Below are 26,236 nucleotides of genomic sequence, written 5' to 3'. Positions count from 1 at the left end.
AGAATAGGGATTACTAGGCACCCTCGAGGCCTATGATGGGCAGCAAGACCGAGGAGAAGGGACTAATCCCATGTATTCCCTGCAGATAGAGCATCAGGTGCGGGACTTTTCGATATGGCGACAGGTTTTCGACAGCGACCCGCTCGACCGTGCCGGATCCGGCGTTCGTTCCTTCCGGATTTATCGACCCGTGGGAGATGATTCCGTCCTGATTGAGCTGGACTTCGATACTCAGGAAGGGGCAGTCATGTTTCTGGCCAGGCTTGAGGAAGAGGTCTGGAAGTCAGGCTCAGCTGCCCCGGCGCTGGTAGGAACGCCTGAAACCAGAATTGTCGAGGTTGTTGAGAATACGACCGTGGCGTGGTGATCTACCGCTACTTTTCAATGATGGACTCAACTGGCTGTGGAGAAGTTATCGGATCTGCATGCCGGTGAACAACCTTCCACTGGCTTTCCTCTAGCCGGAATATCGTTGTCACCCGAAGGGATACGGGCGACAGCTCATTCGTCTGGCCTACCTTCACACGGGTCCGTTCGATTTCGACGATGTAGGCCATGTCCGTCCCGACATGCCCGGAGATCCGCTCGAAGCGGTTGGGTTCACCGCCCCTGAGGTGGGAAGCTGCGCGACTGATCACCTTTTCGACTGCGCTCCATCCTCGAATGGGCGGGCCGAAGGGGTTCGCCAGCGTGACGTCGCTCTGTCTTGACCACACCTGCTTCTGAGGGGACGCATCTCCCTGGACGATCGCATTCACAGCTTGGTGGTACTGCTCCACAGCTGCATCGAAAGCAGATCCAGTCATTTCTCCTCCAGCCTCCGGCTTCAATCGGAATTCACATGAGCCGGCTGAAGCGTGCATACATATTGGCACCGTGTACAAGTTGTGTCCACCATTCGAGGGCCGCGTCCTCAACGCGAATGAAGCGGGGCGTCACCGGGCAGCTCGAATTCATTATTGGAGGGTGCGAAAACGCTGTTCTCTCTGGTACTTCGGTACCGGTCGTGCCACCCTGAAAAAACGAACCTTCGCTTGAGCTCATCCAAGCTACATCAGTCCACTCCACGGCACGGAGGATTGCATCGTGAAACCCTTACACACTATCGTTCCGACAACCCTCGCCGCCCTGGTTCTTAGCCTGACCGCGTGCGTCGGCGCTCCGGAAGGCGCCGGGGATGAACCGGCGCCCGGACCGACGGAAGAGGAGACGGGGAACCCAACGCCAGCCACCGAAAGCCAAGTACCGGAACCTACGGGCGAGCTAGGTTCTGGCGAATTTGCACCGTATGCCGAGGGTGCCACCGCCGTGACTTATGACAAGCGTGTACCCGACGGCAGTTCCGCCGATGTTACGGTCAACGAGGACGGTGCCAAAACGACCGTGACCCTGTCGGTGAAGGGGCTCGAACCCGAATCGGAGTTCGGCTCGCATGTCCACGTCGCGGCGTGCGGTTCCGATCCGGATGATGCCGGCCTGCACTACCAGGATCAGCAGGATCCTGCGACACAGGGTCAGGAGGACGTCGTAGCGTCGACGGATCCGGTCTACGCCAACCCAAAGAACGAAGTATGGCTGGACTTCATCACCGATGCCGAAGGTAACGCCGAAGTCGAAAGCACCGTCGGCTGGCAGTTCCGCGAGGGCGAAGGCCGGTCTGTTGTTATCCACGCCACGCATACCGGCATGCAAGAAGGTGAAGCAGGCGAGGCCGGAGACCGCCTCGCCTGTATCACCATCCGCTAGCTCGCCAGCACGAATGTAACCCGGACCTCCAACGGCAGGAATACGGAGGATCCGGCCAGCGGGCTTCGCCGTCGTCATATACTCAAAGCATGCTGATCAGGTGTCTCAACTGTGTCCCCCTCGCCCAGCAGTCCGCCGTCGTGCAGTGCGGGGGCGAGCTGTGAGCGGCGGCCTCGTCGCCCTGCTGGACGACGTCGCAGCCCTGGCCCGCATAGCGGCCGCCTCGGTGGACGATGTCGCCGCCGGTGCCGCCAGGGCCGGGACCAAGGCCGCCGGCGTGGTGATTGACGACGCGGCGGTCACTCCGCAGTACGTGTCCGGCGCAGACCCGTCCCGCGAACTGCCGATGATCAAGCGGATTTTCTGGGGCTCGCTCCGGAACAAGCTGCTGATCATCCTGCCGGCACTGCTGCTCATCAGCGCCTTCATCCCGGTGATCATCCCGTTCATCCTTATGCTGGGCGGCACCTACCTCTGCTACGAGGGTGCCGAGAAGGTCTGGCACAAGGTCCGCGGCCACCACGAGGCCGAGCACGCGCCGGCGGTCGAACAGGGCCCGGAGGCGGAAGCCAAGGTCACCAAGGGTGCGATCACCACCGACTTCATCCTGTCCTGCGAGATCATGGTCATCTCGATGAACGAGGTGGCCGACGAGTCCCTGTGGGTCCGGGCGTTCATCCTGGTCTTCGTGGCGATCGCGATCACGGTAATCGTGTACGGCGCCGTCGGGCTCATCGTCAAGATGGACGACATCGGCCTGCACATGACCACCAAGAACTCGGCCGGCGCGAAACGCTTTGGCAGCCTGCTCGTAAAGGGCATGCCGACGGTGCTGGCCGCGATCACCTTCATCGGCACGATCGCCATGCTTTGGGTCGGCGGGCACATCATGCTCCAGGGTGCGTACGACCTCGGCTGGCACGCCCCGTATGACCTGGTCCACGTCCTCGAGCACCCGTTCGCCGGGATCCCGGCGGTTGGCGGCTTCCTGGCCTGGCTTGTGAACACCCTGTGCTCAGCTGTGCTCGGACTCGCATGGGGCCTCGTGGTCATGGCCATCGTGCACCCGCTGGTGAAGTTGCTGCCGTTCGGCAAGAAGAAGGGCGGGCACGAAGAGGGCGACATCCGCGCCGCTGTAGCCGGCTACCGGCCGCCGGAACGCGACGCCGCAGGAGACGGCGGCAAGTAACACGCGGGAACAAGGCCCGGCCGGAATCCTGCCGGGCCTTGTTTGGGGGACTGATCGAGCCAGGATTCCTGCTCGCTGCACCATTGCGCCGCTGAAGCGGAGGCGGGGACCGACGGTGGTCCCGGCCTCCGCCACCTCAAGCTTTTGCCCGGGCGATGGCTTCGACCTCAAGCATTGAGATGTCCCGGAACCGGACTACCGCCACTGCGGTCCGTGGCGGTATCGGTAGTCCCTTGAGGATCTCATAGTAAATCGCGTTGAATTCGGGCAGCCTGTCAATATCGGCCATGTAGACACTAACTTTCACAAGCCGATCCAGTCCTGACCCTGCCTCGTTCAGGGTGCGGCCCAGCTTTGCGAGGACAAGTCTGACCTGCGCTGCGAAGTCTTCGGGTACGGTTCCATCTGGCCGGCGTGGCAGGGGGCTCCGGCGAAGACCAGATTGCCAACTCTCGCATACAGCGGCGCGCTCGGACTCGTTACCACTGTGGTCACTTCTGTACCCAGTCCTTGGCCTGCTTGACCACGGCTTCCTCGTCGAAGTCGTTGTATTCAGGGACGACCGAGTAGTCGAAGACCTTATCCAACGGATAGTCGGCGACCGTGCCGTCAAGAATGCCCCCGTTGACGCCTTCCTGGATCAGGCGCTCCATATCGGCGTCGGTCTGTTGCCCGTAGTTGCCAGCGGAGCCGATCTGACCGGTCGTTTCCATGCGTAACTGGAGCTGGCTCGCGGCAGTCTCCAGATTTGCTTCCATGTCTCCCTCGGTTGGCTTGCTAGCCGGAAACTTTTCCCAGTGCATCTGCACTGCGGCCTTCGGATTCTCCCGTGAGAATACGGCTGCCTTGAAAAATGCCCGCCAAAGTCCAGCCACCATCTCCGACCTGTTCTCCACATCGTCCTTGCGGCATACCAGGGACGATGTCCCGGTCAGCGAATCGGTTTCGGAGGCCACGTCGACGACATCCTCACCCAGCAGGGATTCGATGACGAGGTTGGGTCCATCGAATCCTGAGTAGGCTTGGATATCCCCATTCTTGAAAGCCTGCGCGGTTTGGGCACCATAGCCGACGGCGAGGAACTGATCTGCCTCGGGCTCAACGCCGTCATGGCGCATCCCGATGCTGGCCACGTCAGTGGCGATCGATGTCAGCGAAGAGACACCGATAGTCTTGCCAGCCAAGTCCTTGGATTCTGTTATACCGAGGGAGGCCGGCGCAATGACCCGGAAGATGTTGCCGGTGGTCGTCCCAACGACCACCAGCGTGGGATCGTCTTTGACGGTTTGAAGTGCGTTGAAGGTGGACGCGTACGTGCAGAAGGTGTTGCCCGAGGCGACCGACTGGATTGCCGAGAGAGCCGTCTCCACCGGCTGCATGTCGACATGCAGTCCCTCTTCCTCGAAGTAGCCCATTGTGGCCGGAACCGTGGCGTAGCTGGCCGAGGTAGGGCTCAGCGACTGATCAGCGACTGCAAAGGTGATTTTGGTCAGACCATCAGCCTGGGCGGAATTGTCCGCGCATCCGGCCAGTCCAGCGGTCAATGCTGCCGCGACGAGGGCGGCTCCTGCCTTGTATTTCATTTTGAGTCCCTTTGTCATTGTTTGTAGTTCTTAAGGAGACGGTTGAGGATGGCCATGACTACCCATATCAGCGCACCAAAGACGCCGAGGACGATCAGTAGCGCAAACGTTGTGGCTACCGAGCCGGTTTGGGTCGCCGACTGAATGGCGAATCCGAGGCCCTGCCGTGCCGAGACGAACTCGGCAACGATCGTGCCGATGAGCGCGAGAACCAATGCGGTGTTCAGCGCCGGCAGGATGTACGTGATTGCGTTGGGTATCCGCAGCTTCACTAAGATCTGCCAGCGGCTTGCACGCAGGGAGCGGAACAGATTCAACTGGTCCTGGTTGATGTTGGTCAAGCCCACCATGGCGTTGACCAAGACAGGAAAGAACGCCATAAGGGCCGCGAGGATGACTTTCGGTGAAAGACCGTACCCGAAAGCGGCAATGATCATTGGCGCTATAGCGACCTTGGGAAAGGTCTGGATGATGACGAGGAATGGGTAGACGGCCTTCTGGAGTGACTCGGAGAAGACGAAGATGAAGCTCACGAGCAAAGCTGCCACCGTTGCTGCCAGGAAGCCGATCAGCGTGACATAGGCTGTGGCACCAAGGTTGCTCCACACGGCACCGGTCGCGAACATGTCTCCGAGAGCCTTGCCGACGTCGTCGGGGTGGGCAAGGATCAGTGGGGATATCCATCCCTTATCTGATGCCGCCCGCCAGAGCACGTAGCCACCGACAAGCATCACGAAGGCGATGATGCCGCCGCGTACACTGGTCGATTGCAGTCTTTGCGTTAAGGGCGAGGGTGTCTGCTCATGGGTCGCAGGACTCTGCGAGCCCTGATGGCCAATCGGCGGCCGCTCTTCGATCACTGTCATGGCTTTTTTCCATTCTCGCTGGGAACACGGCAGGATTTGGCCTCTTCGAGGCTCAGGCGTACCGTACGGATGATTTCGTAGAACTCCGCGCTGTTGCGGATGTCCCGGTAGCGGGGGCGCTGGAGAGGCACGTCGATGATGTCGTGGATTTCTCCTGGCCGGGCTTTCATAACGACGATGTGGTCGGAGAGGAATACCGCTTCGGAAATGCTGTGGGTAACGAAGATGAGGGTCTTTGGCTCGTTGGACCACAGCGATAGCAGTTCGTCGTTGAGATCTTCTCTGGTGAACTCATCGAGGGCACCGAACGGCTCGTCCATTAGCAGCAGCCTCGGCCTGGAGATCAGCGAGCGGGCTATCGCTGCACGCTGCTCCATGCCACCGGACAGCTCACGCGGATAGTGCCCGGAAAAGTCCTCCAAACCCATGACTTTGAGCAACTGCCTGGCATGGTCGTGGACTGAAGAGTCGATCTTTGATCCCTTCAGCTGCAACGGCAGCAACAAGTTTTCCATGACGGTGCGCCAAGGCAGCAGCGTCGGCTTCTGGAAGGCGACGCTAACTCCGTCGTGAGGCCCGGTCAGCGGCTCCCCGTCGACCAGGACACGACCGCTCGTTGCTGACTCAAGCCCAGCCATGATTTTAAGCAACGTCGATTTGCCGCAGCCGCTGGGGCCGATCAGGGAGATGAATTTTCCCGGTTCGAAGTCCAGGGACGTTTCGGCCAAGGCATGGATAGTTTTCCCTGCGCGGTGATAGCACTTCGTGACGTTCTGAATCGAAACGCTCGTCGCCGTCGCTACGGCTGGCGGCTGGATTGTCGTCGTCATACCATGACCTCCTTATAGAAGCGCATCCAGTTGTCCCAGAGGATGCCGCTGGTTTCTTCTTCGCTGAATCCAGCACGTCGCAATGCCGGCCCGAATACTTCAAAGTCGGCGGGACTGCGGTACCAATCAGTCTTCTGCACGGATTCGCTACTTGCACCGACGCTCGCGCCCGGCTGCGCCCGGTGGCTCCAACGGCCGTTGCGCATCCAGGCGAGGTATCCGGCGTCGCCGCCCTGGTTATCGTCCGTGCCGATGCCGATGTGCTCCGTCCCAATCAACTCCGCTGTCTTGGCAACCATGCCTGCCCAATCGTCCGGTGAGGCGCTGTAGCCCCGGGTGATGTTGTGGTAGACGGTCAAGCCGACCATGCCCCCGCGTTCGGCCACTTCTTTGAGCAGCGTCGCCGGCTTGTTACGGGGATGATCGACCAGATCCGAGCAGTTGGCGTGGGTGATGGCCACGGGTTTTTCGGATAGCTGGACTGTCTCGAGCGAGGTACGGTTGCCCACGTGGGAGAGGTCGATGACCATGCCCACCCGGTTCATCTCTGCGACGACCTCCTCGCCGAACCGGGTCAGCCCTGCATCCTCGGGGTCATAGCAGCTCCCTCCGACGTCGTTTTGAATGTTGTAGGTTAATTGGGCGACTCGTGCCCCCATCTGGTGGAAAAGGTCGACGTAGCCCAGCCGGCCCTGCAGGAAGGCACTGTTCTGGAATCCTAGAATTACGGCTACGCGTCCCTCGGCGGAGATCCTGTCGATTTCTCCAGGGGAGGTTCCGATTCCTGCGAGATCACTGTTGTCGGTGATGAGCCGTTGCCATCGAACCAAGGAGTCCATTGATTCAGTGGCGTCCTCCCAGAAGCCGCAGGTAACCGTGGCAGCGCGGACACCGCCGTCCACGAGGTCCTGCAGCCCCTGGCGGTCGAGTCGTGAACAGATCAGACTGTCCAAATACATATCTTTACTCCTTACTTGATCGCCAGCCGGCGACTGGGCGGTGCCGCGGTATTTCCTGTGTGGAACCGGGAAATCTCCGTGACCTTGCTAAGGGCCAGCGTTGAGGCGTTGTAGATTCTCCACCAGAGCCGGGGATCGGCCACGACGCCGTCGATAAGATCTGTGTGATTGGAGGGTTGGTCGCCCTGAATTCGTCCACGGGCGCGCAGGGTGGAAGCGGCGTCCCCGTAGACGATTTCCACCTGAATGCCACGCCGTGCGAGACGATGTGCGACACCGGCCAAGTAACGGGGGCTGTCTACGTTGATGACAGAAACGGTCACGTCGTCCGACGTCGCAAGATGGCCTTCGAGGGCATTGCCAACGATGGCCCCAACGACAAGTGAATGTTGTTGGCGGGCGTCGATCCGGTGGCCCTTGGCTGACACGTTTACGCCGAATCCGTCCGGGTGAACTGGTGCTTCGGCATCGGCGACCTCGGCCAAACCGACCAGCGCTTCCGGACCCAGTTGCGACACTGTGTCGAGGAAGTTGTTGCGGGCGGCGGCCCAAGCTCCGGCAGGGACGCCGCAGTGCTGGAAGATTCGCTCGCTGATGAGCGCCAGTTCCCGGCGTTTGAGCAGTAGAGGCTCGTCATCAACCTCGTCCAGATTGACTGGGGCGGGCTCGCTGCTGGATCCCTGTAATGAATTCACCATTCCCTCATTCCGTTCTGTTGTTCCAATAGCTGTTGGTTAACCGAGGCCGCCCGGTCGATGAGAACGGCTTCCACTTTGTCGTCGTCAGTCCTGGCAGCCGGCATGATCACGCTGAGGGCACCGACGCACTGTCCCCTGAGGAAAACGGGTGCGGCCACGGCGATGATCTCGTCGCCGCGCCAGCGTGATCGCACCTTTGAGGCACCGCGTTCATGGACCCGGCGGATTGCTTGCTGGACCTCTTCGTCGGCCACGTCCAATGCCCCCGCGGGGATGAGTTCGGGCGTATGGGCAAGGAAGACCTGACCGGAGGCGGAAGTCCGTAGCGAGACGCGCGACTCCAAACCGCCACGGACCTGAATGGCTCGGTCCGGCTCTACCCGGTCGACAATTATGGGGCGGCCCTTGTCCAGGACCGCGTACGACACCGGGGCGTTAACGAGCTCCACCATCTCGCTCATCTCCGCGAGTAGCAACGGCCTGATCCGTCCATGGGGGGAAGCGTTCCGTGCCACCACAGCCGCATGGAAGCCCACGTGGTACTTTTGGTTCTCTCCCTGGACCAGCCAGTCGGCCGCAACACCGGTTGTTAGGTATTGATGGGTGACGTTGCGGGACCACCCGAGGACTTTCGCCAGTTCCGATACCCCAACGCCGTCCTTGAAGTCCGCCACGGTATCAACGACATGCAGGATCTTCAGTCCCGTGGTCAGCAGATTGGTCCCGCCGTTTCCGCCTCTTTCGTCGGCCATTAGATTTCGCTCCATTGGGCGGAGTCGGATACCGGCAGCTCAAAGACATCGTTGATTGGCGCCCAGTACCAGTCCTGGGCCTGATCCGTTGAGAGCTCGTCTCGGAACGGAGCGCCGTCGAAAATCAGACCTCTCAAGATCCGTTCCAACCGGTCGACTGTCTTGTCGAGGCCGAATGCGAATCCGTTGAGCAGATGGATCAAGTACACCGGCACCAGATCATCGTCCTTGATGTCCAGCCGCGGGATGGCGTAGGCAACGTCAGCCAGGTTTTGCACATGCGCCACTACCTGCTCCAACGTTGGATCCCTGACCAGTAGCTGCCCTGTAGTCCCCGCTTCCGGGCATGCGAGGATTGACTCCCTCAGACGGCGCATCTCGCGGGGCACGTCGAAGGCGAGCTCGTGAGTTCCCTCCGGGACTTCCCCCTCCGGTCCGCACCGTGGCTCCTCGGAATCGCGAGACTTGTACCAGACACGCGTTGCCTCATCGTCCGCGGCCAAGGGCAACTCCAGCGCCCAGGCGAACTTTTCCTCCACGATTTGCCGTAGTTCGAACAACGGAACCGTTCCATCGATCAGAAGACTCTCATCCACCGCTTCGGTAGTCAGGTAGCGGTCCGTCTCGTCGGGATCGAGTTCGAGTAGGATCGCATGTAGCGTCTCCTGAGTCTCGGGGAGGAAGGACCGTACGGATTCCTCGAGTTCACGTAGTGGTAGGGCAAAGCTTCCGTGCTTGGCGGCTTCAATCAAGCGTTTGACGGACCGTAGTTCTGCGGAGATTTGTGGTCCGTTGGGCAAGGAGACGTATCGACCCATATCCTGCTGGCGGTAGAGGATTGAGCGGTTCACCAGGTTTTCGAGACGTTCCCAAGCCGGATCCTCCGGCAGCATCTCCCGCTCGAGGACATGAGCAAGGGCCTTCTCGTATTGCTCGATCAGGGTCCCGACCAGCCGCGGCCGGTTAAAGGCAAGGAGGACGAGCCCCAGAGCAGAGCCGTTGCCGACCGCGAGCGTACGACGAATCGCGGGGGACAGAGTCACCGCGGCCGGCGAGTCAAGCCGTGCAAGATGCTGGACCAGGTCGATCGAGAGCTCGCGCATCAGATAGGCGGACAGCATCTGCGCGTGGTAAGGCGCACTCAGCGGATGGTCAGGTCCGTAGTCGCGGAAGTCACGGGTGCCGAACGTCCCGTTGCCGTCCAAGCCCGTGTTACGCATCAAATAGCCGACCTCCGCGACCAACGCTTGATCCGGCTGGCGTCCCGCGGCCAAGCTTGCCCGAACGTGTTCGAAGAGGCGTACGCTCTGGTTGGCGCGGAACCACGTCAACGTCCCCTTGGGCGCCCGGCCGGCATAGAGTTTTGGAAGTTCCCGGCGGTTCTGCGCAACGCGGGTCTCGTCGGCTTCGCCATCCATGAGCGCCCCCAGCATGTCCCAGCTGGAACCGATGATTCTGGACGTCCGGTTTACGGACTGCGGCTCGGAGGTGAACCCCGCGAAGGACATCGTGCCCTGAGGGGTCTCAATGTTATACAGCAGTGTCCCGTTGCCGTGCGTATCGACATCAATGCTCTTCAACCGGATGTCCCACTGCTCCCGCACCATCTTGGCAACGAAGCTACGAGCGGCGCTGAGCCGGTTGGGTTGCAAGGCACCCAACCAGCGCGGATGCATGACCTGTTCAGGCGGCCGGAGTGACGGAATGGTGACGCTCATGAAGCTCCTTGAAGTCAGCAAAAGGCGAGGATTGGAATGCTGTCCTATATATAAGGACCGTGTCCTCTATAAGGCGGCAGAGAATGTATCACTGTGTTCGCGGTCACACAAGCGTCGGTGAGGAAACTCTTGGCAAGGCAGGCTCAGGTCCGGTCGAGGCCGGCGGGAGGGTCATGGCTTCGATTGGGTACGGAAAGGCGTGGGTTACACGTCACTCGCAAGGCCGCGGAGCCAGCGGTTACCAGTTGGAAAGCACGCGCTGCGCGGCATTGCTGGGGGGATGTGGAGGGGCAGGATTCCGGCGTCGTTCTTGTGGTAACCGCTACCGAGCGCGAGTCATGCGCCGCTGTCGCCGGCTACCGGCCCTCGGAACGTGACGCCACAGGAGACCGCGGAGACGGCGGTAGGTGACACACCGGCACAGGGCCCGGCCGGACTGACGTTAGCAGAGTCGGCAGTTCGAACCGCCTACTCGTCCGCGGGCTCCTGCAGGGCGGCGAGCACGTGCATGTGCTCACGATTCGACGGATACAGGAGCCCGTAAGTGGTGTAGAGCTTTTCGTAAAGCGGGGCCGTCGCCGGATCGGGCTTCACCGTCGCCGCCGTCCGGGCCCAGTCTGTCCCGGCAGGCACGGCGCCGGTTCCGATGGCGGCGAGCAGCGCGTCCCCGTAGCTGGCACCGATGGTCTGTTCCGGGACCAGCTGTTCGCGTCCGGTGATGTTGCTGACGATCTCCGTCCAGAGTCTGGCCTTGGTGCCGCCGCCGACGGCTACGACGCGACGGATCGGTTCGCCGGCGTTCTCGAGGTACTCCAGGATCTGTCGGATACCAAAGCCGATGCCCTCGTAGGCGGCGCGGAACAGATGGCCCCGAGTGTGGCGCAGCGACAGACCCGTGATGAGTCCGCGGGCGTCGGGATCGAAAACAGGCGTGCGTTCGCCGGCAAAGTAGGGCAGTAGCAGAAGCCCGTCAGACCCCGGCTGCACAGTGGCGGCCTCCGTGACGAGCTGCTCGAAGGGGACGTCGCCGAAAAGCCGCTGCAGCCAGGTGGTCAGGCTTCCGGACGTCGACATCCCCGCGGCCAGCGTCAAAGACCCCGGGTCCACCCCGGCCGTGGTCCAGAGTTTTGGTTTGGCGCGGAACTCCCCGAGGACCTGGACGAAGAACATGGTGGAGCCGTACATCAGCATGAGGTCGCCCGGTTGTCGGACGCCGGCGCTGAACGCCTCTGCCCAGGCGTCGACCGTGCCTGCGCAGACCGGCAGGCCTTCCGGCAGCCCTGTCGCCTCGGCTGCCTGACGGTGCACGCTGCCGCCTACTTCTGCTGGCCAGACCAGCCGGGGTTTCGGCAGATGGCCGGCCACGGCGTCGTACCGCTCCGGATGCCACCGGTTGGCGCGGAGGTCGTACAGCGGATCGCACTGGCTGGCGGTGTGGTGGTCCAAAACCAGCTCTCCGGTAAGCTTCGCCAGGATGAAAGAGTTCAGGCTGTGCCAGTTCCGGGCACGGGCGAAGACCTCCGGTTCCCGATTGCGCAGCCAGCGGAGCTTTGGTCCCACAGCCTGCGAGGACAGGACCTTCCCGGCATCGCGGAAGATCGCCTCGGCACCGAACTCCTCCGTGAGCTGGCGGATTTCGACGACGGCCCGCGCGTCTATTCCGTACAGGATCGCCAGGCGCAGCGGGGTCAGGTTTTCGTCTGTGACGACCAGGCTGGGACCCATCGCGCTGACGCACATGCCAGCGACAGCCCCGGCGTCGTGCCGGGAGAAAAGCTCCCGGCACAGCTGGACCACCTCTGCCCAGGCCCCGCCCTCGGCGTCGAACTCGGCCCACCCAGGCCGCGGGTAGTCGACGTCGTGCGTGACCGTTGCGCTGTCCAGAACCTGGCCCTCGGCGTCGGCCAGTACGGCCTTGCTGCTGCCTGTACCGATGTCGATGCCCAGAAACATGTCACTCAAAAGGCCGGCCACTAAGCGCGGCCGTGCGAGGTGCGGGACTTCCGTGAGACGGCGTCGAGGATGACGGCAAGCAGCAGCACCAGGCCGGTGATCATGTAACGGAACGAGGATTCAAGGTTAAGCAGTGTGAGGCCGCTGGAGATGGACTGGATCACCAGGATGCCCAGGAGGGCGGAGAACGCGGAGCCGCGGCCGCCGAACAGGCTGGTTCCGCCGATCACCGCGGCGGCGATCGCATTCAGGTTCACGTCGCCGGTACCGCTGCTCTGCGCCGAGGCTGCTAGCCGGCCGGCAGCCAGCATGCCGCCGACAGCCGCGAACGTCGAACACAGAACGAAGATGGACACGTAGATGCGGTTGACGCTGATGCCGGCCCGCCGCGCCGCTTCCCGATTGCCGCCGACGGCGTAGACGGAGCGGCCCCACCGGGTCCGGGTGAAGGCGTAATGCATCACCAGCACCAGGGCTGCGAAGAAGACGAACATCCAGCCGACGCCGCGGGCCTGGTTCAGGTACCACACCGCGAAGAGCAGGATCACGGCCAACAGGATCGACTGCACCACGACCAGCCGCATCGGCCGCCCGGACAGGCCTGCCTTGACCCGCTGGCGGGAGAGCGTGAGCTGGCTGAGGAAGAAGCCTGCCACGCCGAGGACCGCCAGGACGTAAGACAGCCATCCCGGCACGAACGCCTGCTGGCCGAACCAGACCAGGAAGGAATCGAACGGCAGGTTAATGGTGCCCTCGACACCGAGCACAAACAGCTGCAGGCCGAGGAATCCGAGGAGGCCAGCCAGCGTGATCACGAAGGACGGCACCCCGAACCTGGTGTACACCAGCGAATAGACCAGGCCGATAGCAGCACCGGCGGCCATCGCCGTGAGGATCGCCAGCCCGATCGGCCAGTCCTGCTTGATGAAGGTGACGCCAACGATCGCGGCCGATAGGCCGCTGACGGAGCCGACAGACAGGTCGATCTCGCCGACCAGCAGGACGCAGACGATGCCCAGCGCGATGACTCCGACGGCGGCGCTTTCCAACAAAAGGTTGACCAGGTTGGCGCTGGAGAGGAAGAAGGGGTTGAGCAGCTGGAAAATGCTCCAGATTACCAGCAGTCCGACGACGATGGGCAGCACGCCCAAGTCGCCGCCGCGGACCCGGTTGATCCCGACCTTGACGGCGCCCTTGAAGCCCTCGGTCCGGATCAGCCGTTCATCCTGCAGATCCGTGGCCACCGGGACGACCGGACTGGTTGGATTGGTTGTCATGGTGCGGCTCCTTCTTCCGGTGCTGGTCCGGACCCCGGTTGCCCGGCGCTTCCGGGGGCTTGGCCGGGCGGCAGCGAACCTCCACCTGGTCCGTCCAGCCGGTCAGCCCCGCCCACCGTTCCTGCCGTCCCTGCCGCGTTCGCGGCGGCTGCGGCGCCGGTTTGAGCGGCGCGCTGGGTCACGACGTTGTCGGTGGCGCCGGTGATGGCGGCGATCAGTTCGTCGGTAGACACGTCCTTCATGCGGAACGTGCCGTTGTTCTTCCCCAGCCGCAGCACCGCAACGCGGTCGGCGACCGCTTTAACATCCTGCATATTGTGGCTGATCATGATCACCGCGAGGCCGTTCTCACGCAGCCGCTCGACCAGATTCAGGACCTCGGCTGTCTGCGCCACGCCGAGGGCAGCCGTGGGCTCGTCGAGGATGATGAGCTTGGGGCTGCCGAGCAACGACCGGGCGATGGCGACGGTCTGCCGCTGGCCGCCGGACAGGGAGGCAACGGCGATTCGGACCGAGGGGATCTTGGCCGAGAGCTGGCGCAGTAGCTTCCAGGACTGGACTTCCATCTCCACTTCGTTCAGCCGCCATGGTCCCAGCTCCCGGCCAAGGAAAAGGTTGTCGACGACGGTGAGGTTGTCACAGAGGGCGAGGTCCTGGAACACGGTGGCAATGCCCAGCTGAATGGAATCCACCGGCGTGTGGATGGTGACGTCCTTGCCGTCGAAGTTCACCGTTCCAGTGTCCTGCGGATGCACGCCCGCGAGAATCTTGACCAGAGTCGACTTCCCGGCGCCGTTGTCCCCGACAAGGGCGACGACTTCGCCAGCGTGGACGTCCAGCTCGATGTCGGTCAATGCGGCGACGGCACCGAAGTGCTTGCTGACACCCCGCATGGACAGCACCGGAGAGGTTGCCTCCGGGCGTTCCGCTGAGACAGTGGACACTGCTTTCCCTTTCCCTGTGACGTCCTATTCAATGCCGAGTTCGTCGCAACCCTTCGTGTATTCGCCGGTGCAGACTTCCGAGGCCTCGTAGATGCCGCCGTCGAAAATCACTTCCTTGACGTTCTCCTTGGTGACAACCGTTGGCACGAACAGCGCCGACGGGGTGTCGAAGAGCGTGGCATCCGGTTCCGGCGTTTCGCCGTTCAGCAGCTGGACCGCAACCTCGGCCGACTTCTCCGCGACGATTCTGATCGGCTTGGAGATGGTGTTGTACTGGTCGCCGCTGATGATCCGCTGGATCGCCGCAACCTCCGCGTCGTTCCCGGTGACCGGCGGGAAGGGCGAGACGCCGGCTGCCTTGAGCGCCGCGATGGCGCCACCGGCGGTGCCATCGTTGGCGGCTACGACGCCGGTGATCTCCTCGCCGAACTGGGTGATCTGGCCGGCCACCCAGTCCTGGGCCCTGGACGGCTGCCACTCGGGCGTGTCATAGGATGCCAAAATCGGATGCTCGCTGGCATCGATGGCTTCCTTCGCACCTTCCTTGATCAGCTGTGCAGCCCGGTCTGTGGGCGAGCCGTTGACCATCAGCACCCCGCCGGTCTCCTTGCCGTCGGCGTCCAGCTTCTTGACCAGGTCTTCGGCGATGAGGGAACCGATCTCCTTGTTGTCGAACGAGACGTAGAAGTCGGCGGGCGTATCCGGAACGGGCCGGTCGTACGTAATCACTTTGATGCCCTGGCCCTTTGCGGTGTTGACCAGCGAGGCGGCAGCGGTGCTGTCTACCGGGTCGAGGACCAGGACCTTGACGCCCTGGGTGATCATCGCGTTGGCCTGCTGCTGCTGCTTGTTCGCGTCACCGTCTGCGTTTTGGTAGAGCACCTCGCAGCCGGCGCAGAGTTCTTCTACCTTGGCCTTGAACAGCGGGCTGTCCTGCTGCTCGTAGCGGGTGGAGGCCCGATCCGGCATCAGGAAGGCGATTTTTCCCTCGGCCTCGCCGCCGTTCCCGCCTCCGCCGCCTTCGCCGCCGCCACCGCCACCGCAGGCAGTCATGCCGGCTGCCAGGAACAGGGCCGTGGTGAGGCCCAGGATTCCCCGTGTGTGCTTCTTCATCGGTGCTCCTCTGTACTGGTGATGTGCTCCGTTGCGGCTGGTTATGATTCCGACTCCCGCGGTCAGAGCTGCTGGGGGTAGATCATCGCCTTGAGCGATTCGGGTTCGGTGGACGTGTTGTCCAGTGCGGCCGCGGTTTGCGGCAGTGAAAAGCTGTGCGTCACCAGGCCCTCCAGGTTGATCCGGCCGGACGAAACCAGGGCGATGCCCAGGGGCCAGGTGTTGTTGTACCGGTTCACCATGGAGATGGTGATTTCTTTCCAATTGAGGATGGACAGAGGCAGCGGCACCTCTTCGGTCTTGGCAATGCCGATGACGGCGGCCCGCCCGGCCTCGTGCAGCCGGCCCAGCGCGGAGGCGAGGACGCCATTTGCGCCCGAGCATTCCAGCAGTACGTCGAAGGTCCGCGAGGTCGACGCGTCGCTTTTCTCCACCGTGAACCCATGGTCGGCGGCGATACCGAGCCGGTAGTCGGAGATGTCCGTCAACGTGACGCTGCCCGCGCCGAGGGCCCGCGCAGCTTCGGCGGCCAGCAGGCCAACCGGCCCGGCGCCGGTGATCAGCACGTCATCGCCCGCCTGCAGATTCGCCCGCTGGCAGCCCCACAGCCCCACGGACAGCGGCTCGATCAGCGCGCCGTCCTCGTAGCTCATCGAATCCGGGATCGGGAAGTAGCAGCGGGCATCCATGGCCAGATACTGCAGCAGTGCGCCGTCGTAGGGCGGGGTGGCCAGGAACTCCAGGTTGGGGCAGAGATGGTAGCGTCCCGCCCGGCATTCTTCGCAGCTGCGGTCCGGCGTGCCAGGCTCGACGGCCACCCGGTCACCAACGCGGACATTGTCGACTCCTTCGCCGACGGCCACCACCTCGCCGGAAACCTCGTGGCCCAGGATGAACGGGCCATCGACGACGAACGGGCCGATCTTTCCGTAGCGGTAGTAGGCGACGTCGGAGCCGCAGACCCCCACGGCTTCCACACGGATCACGGCATGACCGGGAGCGGGCTCCGGCGTCGGGCGTTCCTGAATCTCGATGCTGTTCAAGCCGGTCATCACGGCGGCGGCATTGCCCATCTACGACTCCTTTGAAGCAGTCACTGGGTGAAAGGGTCCCGCATGGACATGTGATTCAAGGCACATGCACACGCATATGCTAACCCCGGCGGAGGTGCCACGGCTATGAAATCGCAGGTGGGAGTTTCGGCGGGGAACAGCCGAACGTAACTATCCCGAAAACTAGGGGTGCAGATGTCCCTCGTCCGGGTCTTACCGGTCAGGTCAATGGATTGGACACTAGGTATAGCCGTCCCAGCAGCGAAGATTCCCGAAGGGACGGCCGGTCGAGCCGGAGCCTACGTTTCCCAACCCGCAGGCTCCGGCTCGACACCCGTTATTACCTGGGTCCGGCTGGCACATTCGAGCATTATCGGGATGCCGCCCCCGCCTGAGCCGCCAAATTGGCGAGGGTACTTCATCACGTTCCTGGCGCGTGACCTCTCGGACGTCGGTGGAACCTGGGTCGTACAGTCCGCCGGGCTGGCCGCACCCGCGTTGGCGCTCCTCCGCGGACACCCGACGGAGGCAGGGGGAGTGGGAGCCCTACTCCTTCCGGGAGAATTCTCTCCCTAGTCCGGTGGGAACCCGGCATGCTGGAAGCGGAGCGATGGCGTCTCGCAACAGGTTTGTCTGCCCTTAGATTGGGACCGAGCATCACCACCGCAAAAGGGGTGAAGGTGAGTACGAGGACGATAACGTAAAGGGTAATTTCCATGTCGAGCTCCTGCCCTTGGCATCAGGATAAGCGCCAAAAACACGGTGCACAATGGGCTAATTCGCAGGCCAAAGAACCCGCTTCGCGGCAACGATTCGCAGCTACAGAAGCGACGGTTAGCAGGGGGGGAGTCGGCAGCCAAGTTTCCAGACGCCGGGGACGCTCCGGCTCAGTCCCTCCCGTAAAGTACGTCGACGATCCGCACCATGATCGATGCGATGTCGGCCGGGTTTACGGCTCCGGGGGCGGCCGCTGTGATGCCGCGGTTGATTTCGCGTGACAGGGCCTCTTCCGAGGAGATGCCGGGCGGGAGCCGCATCAACCACACGAAGCCGCGAGGGGGTGCCGGTACGCCGGCGTCCCGGAGATAGTCCTCCACACTCTCGTCGATGGTCTGCCGGTCATTCACCGTGAACGGTTCCATACGCGTTTCGGTGACGCCGCCGGTTTCAATCGTGACCCGCACTTCTCGGCCGGTGTCATCGGCGGGCAGCTTGCAGATGTTTTCGGTGCCGGCTGCCCATGCGGCGAGCATGCCCCAGCCGGTTTCGGGCACCTCGGCCCATTCGCTGCTATGGGCGCCGTCGGGAACCTCGACCCAGTTTGTTGGACTCATGGCGGGAATCCGAGCCCGTCAGCTGACTGGAGCTACCCGCTGACCGGTGCCGGGTCCGCGAACGCGTCCGGCTGATCGGCCAGCTTCTTGTTGAACGCCCGGCCCAGGAGGTCGCTGCCTTGCTCGCCGAAGAAGAGTTCGTCCGCGCGCTCCTCCAGTTCGCTTTGGGCGTCCACGCTATCAGGGTCATCGACATCGATGTCTTCGGCATCAGTGGCGATCGATACGATGCCGTCGGCCAGGGCATCCAGCCCGAACCAGCGGTAGCCCGCCACAGCGGCGGCGAGTTCATCCTCATCGAGAACCTGGATCCCGTGCAGCAGGCCACCGTTCTGGGCGACGTTGTCCAGCATCAACAGGTCATAAAGGGCCCGGTCCCCTTCGGCCCGTGGACCCTCATAGTCGTAGTCCAGCGCTCGGTTCCATACTTCTTTTTCGCGCATTCTCCGGAATCCCCTTAGCAGTCGTAGCTACGGCCGGCCGCCGGCGGAAGCGGCCCCACGACCGAGCATAACGGTAGTCGCAGCGGAGGTGGAGAGCTCGACGCCAAGAAAATCAAACGGCTAGATCGAATCCGATTTATCCGCTCGCGTTGACCTAAAATTTTGAGGAAATACTGAGCTGGCGCAGACGCTGTCCTTGAGGTGTTGGCCAAATACTGTCTGACAGCGCATACCTGCAGCGGCACAGTCCGGACGCCCCTTGCCTGGACCATTCGCAGCTGTCTCTTCAGGTTGTGCTTAAACGGGGTGCGGGCAGCGCTGGGAAGAGCCTGCCCGCATTCCGGCCAGGCTCAGCTGCCGATCATGTACCCGTTCCAGCCCCTCGACCTCATGACCGTGGTTCCGGCCGCGGACTCGGCAGACGAGGTCTTTGACCGCGGATGTGGCGATCACAAGGCTCATAAACCTTTGGTGTCGGGACCTCAGGATGCTGGCAGGCTCCTGCGGGCGGTCTTGCCCGCCAGAAGGTCCTGCGCCCTGAGCGTGACCAGTTCCGGTATGAAGCTGAGCTCCTGTCCGCAAGGCACACCGGAGGCTGCCGCATTCACTTGTTCCAGCAGGCCGGCCGCCGCGGCCCGGGCGTCGGGCTCCTTCATGCCCCAGGAGGCTCCTTCCCGCACGAGATGCTCCAAGGTGATGTAGTTCAGCACAGACTGCCCACCCACGGTGTGGCCGGCGTTCCGGCTTTTCGAATACAGCAGCAGGGTCGGGGCAATGTCGTACATCGGCGCGAGCAGAACTTCGCCGCCGTCCCGAATGATCAGGGAGTAGTTCTTCGAATGGGCATCACCGTTGCCGATCACGAGGTTCAGGGTGATGTACTGCAGCAGGGCCGAACGGAAAGATGCCATGTCCCGAACATGCGGAACCGCCGTGTCCACGAGGCTGGACAGCCGGGATGATCCGGCGGTGCCGCCCTCGTATTTTGCATTGCTGCCGAGGGCCAGCGCCTGAGTGAAGTCTTCCTGATGGATCCTGCCTCCGCCTGGCTGCCGGTCGTAGCGGGCAACGATGATCGCCAGCCTTTCGCCGAACGTCTCCAGCCATGCTTCCGACGCGGGCAGGCCTGACGCCGCCGCCAGCCGCAAGGCCCAGTCTCCAGCCTGCAGAAGGTGGGGAACGGGGGAGTCAAGGGGGTCCGGTTTAATGATGTGGGTCGAGGGGGCTCCCGCAGCCGGCCAGGACCAGTCGTTTCCTTCTTGGCTCAGCAGGATTTTGGACTGGACGCCGCCCAGAGACGTGGTGATCGTGAAGTCATCCGGCAGCTCCCATGTGGGCAGAGATTCTACCGCCGACACGACCTCCTGCCGTGTCATGGGCAAGGGCGCGGCAACGGCAGGCGGTTCCTGTCCCTGGGGCAGGATTTGGATGGCGCCAGCGCAGTCTGATCCAAGGGCTTCGAGCAGCCCCATGACGTCGGTAGTCGGGACGCCGTGCAGGTGGGCCAGATGTGCACGGACCTGGCCCTCGGGCAGGAGACCGTCGAAGAAGTTGTAGACGGCAGGGCCGGTGATCTTCTTCGGTGACAGGGGCAGCGACAGGGAGAGCAGCACGGAGCCGGCGCCGTACTCATTGACGATCGCGGTGTCGTAGCGAAGCTCAGGGCGGATGGAGGTTCCGCCCAGAGTCCCCAGATGCCGTCCGTGCAGGAAAACTTCGAGTGTCTTCCGCGGACTCACTCCCGGACCTCCAGCCTGGAGAAACGGGGGATCAGCGCGATGTCCCGACCAACGGCCCGTACTGCATCAACTGCGACCCCCATCGATACGGCGGAGCCGGCCTCAAGGCGGACAATGGTGCGGCGGTTGGTGCCGATCGCGTCGGCCAGCTGCTGCTGGGTCATGCCGGCTTCCTGCCGTGCGCCGCGCAGCGCGGCGCCGAATGAGGCAGCGGTGCTAGCCCGGAAAAACGCTGTGCGGCTTTCAGGATGTGACATATATGTACCATACCTGAATTTGGAAGAAAAGCGACGTATATGGCACATTTCTTTCCGAATCCCCGGATGTTACATATGCGGCGCATCAGGTGAGCGCGCTCCCTGAACGTCAGTCATGGGGGTAAATCTTTACCCATGATCCGGAGTTCTGCTGAACTTCGGGTACTTGTGTTGCTCCCTGCCGGCGGAGTCCATCGAGGAGTTCCCCAGCTGGGAGACGCTCCCGCACGAGCGGCTTTCCCCGCACTCGCAGCAGTGACTGGCACCGCCGCCGTCGAACCCGAACTCAACAGTCGCCGCTAAGCCTCAGTACGCAACCGTGAAGTGCCGCAGGCCGGGCCATGGGTTCTCGATCTCGTCCATTGCGGCCACTGCCAGGTCTTCAGCTGAAATCCGAGACACTCCTTTGCTATCGATGAGGAGTCGGTTTCCTCCGCGGCGGTAGGTTCCTCTGCGTGTGCCCGGTTCAAACAGAGCGGGCGGACTCAAATAGGTCCAGTCCGCCTGATGTGCCGTGCACACATTGAACTGGTCGATGCTGGCTTGGGCGACGGTTTGCCACTGCTCGGGGACGAAACGCGGATCATCGATCACGAGTTGATCTGAGCGGTCAGGGCTTCGGAGTGGTCCGGCGCCGCCGATCACCAGGACTCGGCACCCGAAGTCCAGTGCGGCGTCGAGAACATTGGCCACCGGGGATTCGGCGTCGTCATTCGTTCCGGGAGCTGGTCTGGTTGTCAGCACCAGCACATCGTGTTCGCTCGCCATGCGGCCCATGGCTCCGGGGTCGGTGGCATCCGCAGTGGAGAACGTAAGGCCGGGAAGGGCTTGTGCACGGCCCCCGTCTGATCGCGAGATTCCGGAGACGCTGTGCCCTCGGCGGGCCGCTTCTGCAGCAATGCGGGAGCCCGCCATTCCTGTTGCTCCGATAATGGCGATCCTCATGCTTCACTCCTTGTGTGCGTGGCGGCCATGGCCGGCTTGCTGGTGCCGGAATCGAAGGCGTTGGTGACGTCGGAGGCGTTAGTCCGTTTAGTGCCGGGGGTGATCTGGCCTGCCGCGATCGCCGTCAGGGCAAGGGCGAACCCAGCCAGCTGCGCGATGCCAAGGTTTTCTCCGAGGAGGAGCGCTCCAAGGGCAGCCGCTACCAGTGGTGAAAGCAGTCCAAGCACGGCGACCGAGGCAACGGGTAGGCGGCCGATGCCGCTAAACCACAGCGTATAGGCCAGGAGCCCGCCGATGAGTCCGAGCCATGCGTAGCCGGCGAGTGCCGCGGCGTCGATGTTCGTTGGGACGCCCTCGAAGATCAGCGTGATGGGCAGCAGGAACAGTCCGCCGGCGGTCAGCTGCCACCCGGCGAGGCTCATCGGGGGCACCCCTGAGGCCCGTCCCCATTTCTTTGTGAGGGTGACTCCGAACCCCATGGACACTGCGCTCAGCAACCCGGCGATGACACCTGCCGCGTCGAGTGTCGCCGTGGAACGCAGCACGACCAGGGCGACCCCGATAATCCCGACGATCCCCCACGACAAGCGCCACGCGGAGAACCGTTCACCCAAAATGACGACGACGAGGATGGCGACCACAAGAGGTTGTGCAGCCCCCAAGGTCGCTGCAACACCGCCGGGCAGATGGTACGCGGCGACGAAGAGCAGCGGGAAGAAGGCGCCGATGTTCAGCACTCCCAGCACGGCAGATTTCCACCACCAGCTGCCTGTGGGCAGGACGCGGGTCAGAGCGATGGCGAGCAGTCCCGCGGGTAACGCCCGCACCAGCGATGCGAACAGGGGATGCCCGGAAGGCAGTAACTCCGTAGTCACGATGTATGTGGTTCCCCACACCGCTGGCGCGATCGCTGTGAGCAACGTGATTGTCCGTCTGTCCACAACAACTCCTCGGTCTTGAAATGTTCAACGTTGAAAAGACTACGTGGTACGATCGCTTGCGTCAAACAGTTCAACGTTGAAAGGTGTCGCATGGAGGACAGTGTCGACCGGATCATCGCGCAGTGGGCGGCGGCTCGTCCCGACGTGGATGTCAGCCCGATGGGAGTGCTCGGCAGGCTGTCCCGTCTCAGCCGTCTGTTCGAGCGTGAGTTGCGGGAGGTTTTCTCGCAGCACGGCCTGCAACCGGGTGAGTTCGACATCCTGGCGACTCTCCTGCGCGCGGATGTGGAGGGACACGGCCTGACCGCGGGGGAGCTTGCGGCCAGTGCCATGGTGACGTCCGGCGCGATCACCAACAGGCTTGACCGACTCGTCGCCAAGGGCTTCGTCACCCGAGGGCCGGATCCGCTCAGCCGCCGCACCATTCGTGTGGCCCTGACACGACAGGGTCAGGAAGTCATCGATGCGGCGCTGAAGGACCATGTCGCCAATGAAGAAGGCCTGCTCGCGACTATGACCACCCGTCAGCGGCAGCAACTCGAAGAGCTGCTGCGCACGCTGCTCCATAACCGTGAGGGCCAGGAGTAAGCCGGCAACCGGGAATTCTATCGAGCGTGCGGCGGCCGAGGCCGTGTCACTTGCCTTCCTATTGCAAGCTTCCGAAGCTGCGTGCGTCGTTACGAGACAGGTTGTTTTGCCGACCATAGCCGTTCTGACTGGCAGGAGAGCTTAGAGCGACAGATGGGCCGTTATCGGCGTTAGACCGGCTGCAGTCGAAGGTGACGCAGGCGCATATTGCTGCCGAATCGGGCTATTGCAGAAGAAGCGATCTGCCAGCGGGCTTTCGACTTCCCTGGCTGTTCTCGTCGCTGACCCGACTACTTGATAGCGCTGTTGTCCTTAGCCAAGCTGGTGGCGGCATGTGTGATCGCGTCGGTCATGATGCTCAGCGCCTCCTGATGGATGTTGCTGATGTCATCACCCGACGTGTGGTAGTTGGGATCGTGCGGCTCCCTTGCAGCGCCGCCGAAGAGGTCGGCTTGCTTACCCGATTTCCGCTCGTTGCTGCCGGTAAAGAGGCCGCCCACTGCAACGCCTTCGTCAAGGAACGCCCTCTGATCGGAATCGAAATTCCATTCCGTAGTCACCCAGGGCTGGTCACGGGAGTCGAAGTAGCCGGTGAAGAAGTCCATAATCTCCACGGAACCGTCGGGCACTTCGAGTCGGGAGTTGTGATCAAGTTCCCGTGCGTCGTAGACCTTGATGGCGTAGTTGGGTGAGGCGATCATGTCGAAGTTCAGATAGGCGGCGATGTTGTCGAGTTCGCCGCTGTTGTGCTCCGCCAAGTCCTTTACGTAGTGCTTGGAACCGAGCGATTCCGGAAACTCCTCCGCTCCCCACCACGCGAAACGCACTTTGTTGTTGATCTCCTCCTGCTGGCTGAGCGCTTTCGCGGCCTCCAGAAGCGCCGCCGCGCCGGAAGCGTTGTCATTGATCGCAGGACTGTCCGGCACCCCGTCGAGGTGCGCGCCAAGTATGATCACGTCGTCGTCGGTGCCGCCATCGGTCTCGGTGATGATGTTGAAAGTTTCGAAATCTTCGCCCTGATCTTCGAAGGTGAAGTACTGGCGGCTGCTTTGATAACCAGCACTGGCGAGTTGCTGTTCAACGTACTGAGCAGCGGCCTCGTATCCGGACGTGCCGGTAGCTCGGTCTCCGTGCACATCGGCAATCGCTTGAAACTCTTCCAGATGCTCGTATGCTGTAGAAGCTTGCGCCTGCGGCTCCGCTTGCCTTGTGGCCAGGACAAGCGCCAAGAGGAGAACAATCAACCCGAGCGCCGTGATGACGACCGTCTTTTTCCGGGGCCGGCTCCGCTGCCGGTTCAGCGTCATTTCATTCCTCATGAGTACAGCATCACGGCAATATTCTAGCGCTGGGCGTTGCTCGGGGACTGTCTGACGGCAAATATGCGGTCGTGAGGATGAAGTCTGCAGTAATCATCCACTGGCCTTTGAGCTCTTCGAATGTGCGGGCCTGACCTGTTCTGACGTGCGACGGCAGAGCAGCACGAAACGAGTGGGAACCGAGCTCGAGCTGCACGGATACTCCGTTGAAATCCAACCAGGCCCCGGTAAGGGGATACCAAGCTTTATAGACGGACTCCTTGGCGCTGAACAACAGGCAGGACCAGGGCAGCGTTGGTTCCCGCCGTGTAAGCGCATCGATCATCGACCGCTCCTCTGGTCGGCAGACGATCTCGCATACTTCCGGCGGCAATGGCCGGTTCGATTCCGCATCCAGTCCAATGGCGGCGTACGCGCTCGACCTGGCCACGACGGCGGCCCGGTAGCCCTGGCTATGGCTCATGCTGCCGACGATACCGGGGGGCCAGATCGGCGCTCCTCGGGCGTCCGGTAGCAGTGCATGGACCTCGTACTGTCGCGGGGATTCCGGTGCGAGTCGTGCCAAGGCCCTGCGAGCAAGGGCTCGCACCGTGTGGAATTCACGGCGACGTGCAGTAGTTGCCGTTGTGACTGCCGCAAGCTCATCCGGCAGAACCGTCGTCGGCGTCAGGTCACCGAAGCACTCCTCGGCGTATGTGTCAGGGGGGAGAAGGTCCTTAATCAACGGGGAACCGTCCCGGGCACCTTGGTGGTAGAGCCTGCTGCACCTCCATAGTCCACGATCTGCCGGAAGTTTTTGGCGGCCGCGGTGACCGGTCTCTCCAGTGGGCCTTGTCCCAGCCACTGGCTCCAGAGCATGCCGAACGCCACGGCGACCGCCAGGTGCACGATGAACCACACGACGGGTTCCTCATAGTGGACCTCCAAGCTGAGCGCGAGGAGATGCGCAGAGTAGAGGGTCAGGGTCATTGTGCCCATCGCCGCCAGAGGCCGCAGCCAGGGTGTGACCGCCCGCTCGATCAGGAGGAACAGGCCGGTCGCCGACAGGGCGATGCCGAGACTGCTGGCGATTGCCAGCGGCATATTTGTGTGCGGCGTCGCAATGGCCAGCCACCACGGGGAGGTGTCCGGAACGACCGCGGGTCCGAAGAGAAGGGCATCGTCCAGAGAGTCCACGCTCATTCCCGGGGTGTCCAGCAGCTGCTCATAACCTCCCATGGCATATAGCAGAACGGTCGATGCCACATTGGCCAGGAGCGCCAGTCCCGCGCCGAAAGCGGCGAGGTACCCCTGGACCGCGGGCTTTCGCAGGTCCAGTCGTCCGATTCCCATTCCGGTCAGGATGTAGCACATATATGCCAGTGCCGGGTAGGAGCCGGTCAACAGCAGCTCCGAGGCAACCCCGGCCGGCTCTGAAACGAGAGTTATCAGCGTGTGGTTGAAGTCCGACGTTTCGGGCAGCAGCGGCCCCAGCTTCTGCAGCAGGAGCGGTGCGACGATGCCGAAGACGGCGGCACTGAGGAATAGAGTCCTGGGTCGCAGGTGTAGGAACGGAATGGCGAGCAAGAAGAACACCGAGTAGTAGAGCAGAATGCCGAAAGCAGGCGGGTCGGGTGGCATGAAGGCCGCGACCACCAAGGCCACGACGCCGACCAGGAAGGCGCGGGCCACCAGTCCCAGGCGATCGCCCGCCATCCTCTGCTCCCTGTGCGGTCGCTGCCCACCGGAGGACAGGGCCAGGCCCACTCCCGCAAGCAGGGCGAACAGCGCGGCAGAGTCGCCGGAGAACAGGTTCCACGCCAGGGTCGGGTCGCCGGTCTCGTTCTCGGTAGGGAAGATATGAATAGCGATCAACCCGATTAGGGCTAGACCGCGTGCCGCATCGAGGCCGATGAGCCGTTTCCGGCTCTGTGCAGCGGTGACGTCTGCGGGGCTGGAGTGGCGTCCTCTCTTGTGATGAGGTAAGCCCATCGTTGTCCTTCTTTCGGTG

The 26,236-nt window shown here is 62.7% G+C and carries 27 protein-coding genes; 4 read left to right on the top strand and 23 right to left on the bottom strand.

Annotated elements, in window-relative coordinates; all coding sequences use genetic code 11:
• Positions 1-70 precede the first annotated feature (70 nt).
• A complete protein-coding gene (locus AC5RWO_RS01960) occupies positions 71-367 on the top strand; it encodes a hypothetical protein (protein ID WP_498728983.1) in 297 nt (98 codons plus the stop codon).
• A gap of 7 nt (positions 368-374) precedes the next feature.
• Here AC5RWO_RS01960 and AC5RWO_RS01955 read toward each other — a convergent pair whose 3' ends face one another.
• Positions 375-806, bottom strand: a complete 432-nt coding sequence (locus AC5RWO_RS01955; protein WP_498728982.1) for a YybH family protein — start codon at positions 804-806, stop codon at positions 375-377.
• A 280-nt stretch (positions 807-1,086) separates the two neighbouring features.
• Between AC5RWO_RS01955 and AC5RWO_RS01950 the strand changes: the two genes are divergently transcribed.
• Together AC5RWO_RS01950 and AC5RWO_RS01945 are read left to right on the top strand one after the other, a co-directional pair.
• On the top strand, positions 1,087-1,746 hold the full coding sequence (locus AC5RWO_RS01950) for a superoxide dismutase family protein (RefSeq protein WP_498728980.1): 660 nt from the start codon (positions 1,087-1,089) through the stop codon (positions 1,744-1,746).
• 160 nt (positions 1,747-1,906) lie between these two features.
• A complete protein-coding gene (locus tag AC5RWO_RS01945) occupies positions 1,907-2,935 on the top strand; it encodes a DUF808 domain-containing protein (protein WP_498728978.1) in 1,029 nt (342 codons plus the stop codon).
• A gap of 136 nt (positions 2,936-3,071) precedes the next feature.
• On the opposite strand, the gene AC5RWO_RS01940 is transcribed toward AC5RWO_RS01945, so the two are convergent.
• The 19 genes from AC5RWO_RS01940 to AC5RWO_RS01850 all read right to left on the bottom strand — a co-directional run bounded on the left by AC5RWO_RS01940 (position 3,072) and on the right by AC5RWO_RS01850 (position 22,339).
• Positions 3,072-3,356 carry a RidA family protein gene (locus tag AC5RWO_RS01940; RefSeq protein ID WP_498729316.1) on the bottom strand — a complete coding sequence of 95 codons (285 nt, stop codon included), beginning with the start codon at positions 3,354-3,356 and terminating at the stop codon, positions 3,072-3,074.
• 70 nt (positions 3,357-3,426) lie between these two features.
• Entirely contained in the window at positions 3,427-4,518 is a 1,092-nt protein-coding gene (locus tag AC5RWO_RS01935) for an ABC transporter substrate-binding protein (RefSeq protein WP_498728977.1), read from the bottom strand.
• A gap of 14 nt (positions 4,519-4,532) precedes the next feature.
• Positions 4,533-5,384: an ABC transporter permease gene (locus AC5RWO_RS01930; protein WP_498728976.1), complete on the bottom strand. Its 852-nt coding sequence runs from the start codon at positions 5,382-5,384 to the stop codon at positions 4,533-4,535.
• The gene (locus AC5RWO_RS01925; protein ID WP_498728974.1) at positions 5,381-6,214 is read right to left on the bottom strand and encodes an ABC transporter ATP-binding protein; all 834 of its coding nucleotides are present in this window, start codon (positions 6,212-6,214) and stop codon (positions 5,381-5,383) included. Before AC5RWO_RS01925 ends, AC5RWO_RS01930 begins: the two co-directional genes overlap by 4 nt.
• Positions 6,211-7,173 carry a dipeptidase gene (locus AC5RWO_RS01920; protein ID WP_498728972.1) on the bottom strand — a complete coding sequence of 321 codons (963 nt, stop codon included), beginning with the start codon at positions 7,171-7,173 and terminating at the stop codon, positions 6,211-6,213. Before AC5RWO_RS01920 ends, AC5RWO_RS01925 begins: the two co-directional genes overlap by 4 nt.
• Positions 7,174-7,184: 11 nt before the next feature.
• Complete coding sequence (locus AC5RWO_RS01915) at positions 7,185-7,871, bottom strand: hypothetical protein (protein WP_498728971.1); 687 nt, start codon at positions 7,869-7,871, stop codon at positions 7,185-7,187.
• Positions 7,865-8,623 (bottom strand): IclR family transcriptional regulator, encoded by a 759-nt coding sequence (locus AC5RWO_RS01910; protein ID WP_498728969.1) that lies wholly within the window; start codon positions 8,621-8,623, stop codon positions 7,865-7,867. The genes AC5RWO_RS01915 and AC5RWO_RS01910 overlap by 7 nt, the downstream gene beginning before the upstream one ends.
• Entirely contained in the window at positions 8,623-10,341 is a 1,719-nt protein-coding gene (locus AC5RWO_RS01905; protein WP_498728968.1) for a hypothetical protein, read from the bottom strand. The genes AC5RWO_RS01910 and AC5RWO_RS01905 overlap by 1 nt, the downstream gene beginning before the upstream one ends.
• A gap of 468 nt (positions 10,342-10,809) precedes the next feature.
• The gene (locus tag AC5RWO_RS01900) at positions 10,810-12,294 is read right to left on the bottom strand and encodes an FGGY-family carbohydrate kinase (protein WP_498729315.1); all 1,485 of its coding nucleotides are present in this window, start codon (positions 12,292-12,294) and stop codon (positions 10,810-10,812) included.
• Between the two features lie 20 nt (positions 12,295-12,314).
• Positions 12,315-13,571 (bottom strand): sugar ABC transporter permease, encoded by a 1,257-nt coding sequence (locus tag AC5RWO_RS01895; RefSeq protein WP_498728966.1) that lies wholly within the window; start codon positions 13,569-13,571, stop codon positions 12,315-12,317.
• Positions 13,568-14,464, bottom strand: coding sequence for an ATP-binding cassette domain-containing protein (locus AC5RWO_RS01890; RefSeq protein ID WP_498729313.1), 897 nt, complete (start codon positions 14,462-14,464; stop codon positions 13,568-13,570). Before AC5RWO_RS01890 ends, AC5RWO_RS01895 begins: the two co-directional genes overlap by 4 nt.
• Positions 14,465-14,539: 75 nt before the next feature.
• Positions 14,540-15,628, bottom strand: a complete 1,089-nt coding sequence (locus AC5RWO_RS01885) for an ABC transporter substrate-binding protein (RefSeq protein WP_498728964.1) — start codon at positions 15,626-15,628, stop codon at positions 14,540-14,542.
• A gap of 62 nt (positions 15,629-15,690) precedes the next feature.
• Entirely contained in the window at positions 15,691-16,701 is a 1,011-nt protein-coding gene (locus AC5RWO_RS01880) for an NAD(P)-dependent alcohol dehydrogenase (RefSeq protein WP_498728963.1), read from the bottom strand.
• Between the two features lie 866 nt (positions 16,702-17,567).
• The gene (locus AC5RWO_RS01875; protein WP_498728961.1) at positions 17,568-18,014 is read right to left on the bottom strand and encodes a DUF5956 family protein; all 447 of its coding nucleotides are present in this window, start codon (positions 18,012-18,014) and stop codon (positions 17,568-17,570) included.
• A gap of 32 nt (positions 18,015-18,046) precedes the next feature.
• Positions 18,047-18,457 carry a hypothetical protein gene (locus tag AC5RWO_RS01870; RefSeq protein WP_498728959.1) on the bottom strand — a complete coding sequence of 137 codons (411 nt, stop codon included), beginning with the start codon at positions 18,455-18,457 and terminating at the stop codon, positions 18,047-18,049.
• 482 nt (positions 18,458-18,939) lie between these two features.
• Complete coding sequence (locus AC5RWO_RS01865) at positions 18,940-20,196, bottom strand: type II toxin-antitoxin system HipA family toxin (RefSeq protein WP_498728958.1); 1,257 nt, start codon at positions 20,194-20,196, stop codon at positions 18,940-18,942.
• Positions 20,193-20,453, bottom strand: coding sequence for a helix-turn-helix transcriptional regulator (locus AC5RWO_RS01860; protein WP_498728956.1), 261 nt, complete (start codon positions 20,451-20,453; stop codon positions 20,193-20,195). The genes AC5RWO_RS01865 and AC5RWO_RS01860 overlap by 4 nt, the downstream gene beginning before the upstream one ends.
• Before the next feature lie 306 nt (positions 20,454-20,759).
• On the bottom strand, positions 20,760-21,398 hold the full coding sequence (locus AC5RWO_RS01855) for an NAD(P)-dependent oxidoreductase (RefSeq protein ID WP_498728954.1): 639 nt from the start codon (positions 21,396-21,398) through the stop codon (positions 20,760-20,762).
• Entirely contained in the window at positions 21,395-22,339 is a 945-nt protein-coding gene (locus AC5RWO_RS01850; protein WP_498728952.1) for an EamA family transporter, read from the bottom strand. Before AC5RWO_RS01850 ends, AC5RWO_RS01855 begins: the two co-directional genes overlap by 4 nt.
• 90 nt (positions 22,340-22,429) lie before the next feature.
• On the opposite strand from AC5RWO_RS01850, the gene AC5RWO_RS01845 reads away from it, so the two are divergent.
• Positions 22,430-22,927, top strand: coding sequence for a MarR family winged helix-turn-helix transcriptional regulator (locus tag AC5RWO_RS01845; protein WP_498728950.1), 498 nt, complete (start codon positions 22,430-22,432; stop codon positions 22,925-22,927).
• Positions 22,928-23,217: 290 nt separating this feature from the next.
• Here AC5RWO_RS01845 and AC5RWO_RS01840 read toward each other — a convergent pair whose 3' ends face one another.
• From AC5RWO_RS01840 to AC5RWO_RS01830, 3 genes are read right to left on the bottom strand one after another with little or no spacing between them, the layout of a single operon-like run.
• A complete protein-coding gene (locus AC5RWO_RS01840) occupies positions 23,218-24,234 on the bottom strand; it encodes a M28 family peptidase (protein WP_498728949.1) in 1,017 nt (338 codons plus the stop codon).
• Positions 24,235-24,256: 22 nt separating this feature from the next.
• The gene (locus AC5RWO_RS01835; protein WP_498728948.1) at positions 24,257-24,970 is read right to left on the bottom strand and encodes a 4'-phosphopantetheinyl transferase family protein; all 714 of its coding nucleotides are present in this window, start codon (positions 24,968-24,970) and stop codon (positions 24,257-24,259) included.
• Entirely contained in the window at positions 24,967-26,217 is a 1,251-nt protein-coding gene (locus AC5RWO_RS01830) for a heparan-alpha-glucosaminide N-acetyltransferase domain-containing protein (RefSeq protein ID WP_498728946.1), read from the bottom strand. The genes AC5RWO_RS01835 and AC5RWO_RS01830 overlap by 4 nt, the downstream gene beginning before the upstream one ends.
• Positions 26,218-26,236 lie beyond the last annotated feature (19 nt).

Source organism: Arthrobacter sp. B055-34, assembly GCF_059090425.1.
The sequence above is the reverse complement of the archived record's forward strand: the minus strand, read 5'-3'. Positions and strand labels throughout refer to the sequence as shown.

Bases quoted from the DNA above. Each gene is read 5' to 3' on its own strand.
- AC5RWO_RS01930 (WP_498728976.1), bottom strand. From the start codon at position 5,384: ATGACAGTGATCGAAGAGCGGCCGCCGATTGGCCATCAGGGCTCGCAG.
- AC5RWO_RS01860 (WP_498728956.1), bottom strand. From the start codon at position 20,453: ATGTCACATCCTGAAAGCCGCACAGCGTTTTTCCGGGCTAGCACCGCT.
- AC5RWO_RS01955 (WP_498728982.1), bottom strand. From the start codon at position 806: ATGACTGGATCTGCTTTCGATGCAGCTGTGGAGCAGTACCACCAAGCT.
- AC5RWO_RS01845 (WP_498728950.1), top strand. From the start codon at position 22,430: ATGGAGGACAGTGTCGACCGGATCATCGCGCAGTGGGCGGCGGCTCGT.
- AC5RWO_RS01935 (WP_498728977.1), bottom strand. From the start codon at position 4,518: ATGAAATACAAGGCAGGAGCCGCCCTCGTCGCGGCAGCATTGACCGCT.
- AC5RWO_RS01855 (WP_498728954.1), bottom strand. From the start codon at position 21,398: ATGAGGATCGCCATTATCGGAGCAACAGGAATGGCGGGCTCCCGCATT.
- AC5RWO_RS01840 (WP_498728949.1), bottom strand. From the start codon at position 24,234: ATGACGCTGAACCGGCAGCGGAGCCGGCCCCGGAAAAAGACGGTCGTC.
- AC5RWO_RS01890 (WP_498729313.1), bottom strand. From the start codon at position 14,464: ATGCGGGGTGTCAGCAAGCACTTCGGTGCCGTCGCCGCATTGACCGAC.
- AC5RWO_RS01885 (WP_498728964.1), bottom strand. From the start codon at position 15,628: ATGAAGAAGCACACACGGGGAATCCTGGGCCTCACCACGGCCCTGTTC.
- AC5RWO_RS01830 (WP_498728946.1), bottom strand. From the start codon at position 26,217: ATGGGCTTACCTCATCACAAGAGAGGACGCCACTCCAGCCCCGCAGAC.
- AC5RWO_RS01920 (WP_498728972.1), bottom strand. From the start codon at position 7,173: ATGTATTTGGACAGTCTGATCTGTTCACGACTCGACCGCCAGGGGCTG.
- AC5RWO_RS01875 (WP_498728961.1), bottom strand. From the start codon at position 18,014: ATGAGTCCAACAAACTGGGTCGAGGTTCCCGACGGCGCCCATAGCAGC.
- AC5RWO_RS01870 (WP_498728959.1), bottom strand. From the start codon at position 18,457: ATGCGCGAAAAAGAAGTATGGAACCGAGCGCTGGACTACGACTATGAG.
- AC5RWO_RS01895 (WP_498728966.1), bottom strand. From the start codon at position 13,571: ATGACAACCAATCCAACCAGTCCGGTCGTCCCGGTGGCCACGGATCTG.
- AC5RWO_RS01900 (WP_498729315.1), bottom strand. From the start codon at position 12,294: ATGTTTCTGGGCATCGACATCGGTACAGGCAGCAGCAAGGCCGTACTG.
- AC5RWO_RS01915 (WP_498728971.1), bottom strand. From the start codon at position 7,871: ATGGTGAATTCATTACAGGGATCCAGCAGCGAGCCCGCCCCAGTCAAT.
- AC5RWO_RS01925 (WP_498728974.1), bottom strand. From the start codon at position 6,214: ATGACGACGACAATCCAGCCGCCAGCCGTAGCGACGGCGACGAGCGTT.
- AC5RWO_RS01910 (WP_498728969.1), bottom strand. From the start codon at position 8,623: ATGGCCGACGAAAGAGGCGGAAACGGCGGGACCAATCTGCTGACCACG.
- AC5RWO_RS01960 (WP_498728983.1), top strand. From the start codon at position 71: ATGTATTCCCTGCAGATAGAGCATCAGGTGCGGGACTTTTCGATATGG.
- AC5RWO_RS01880 (WP_498728963.1), bottom strand. From the start codon at position 16,701: ATGGGCAATGCCGCCGCCGTGATGACCGGCTTGAACAGCATCGAGATT.
- AC5RWO_RS01905 (WP_498728968.1), bottom strand. From the start codon at position 10,341: ATGAGCGTCACCATTCCGTCACTCCGGCCGCCTGAACAGGTCATGCAT.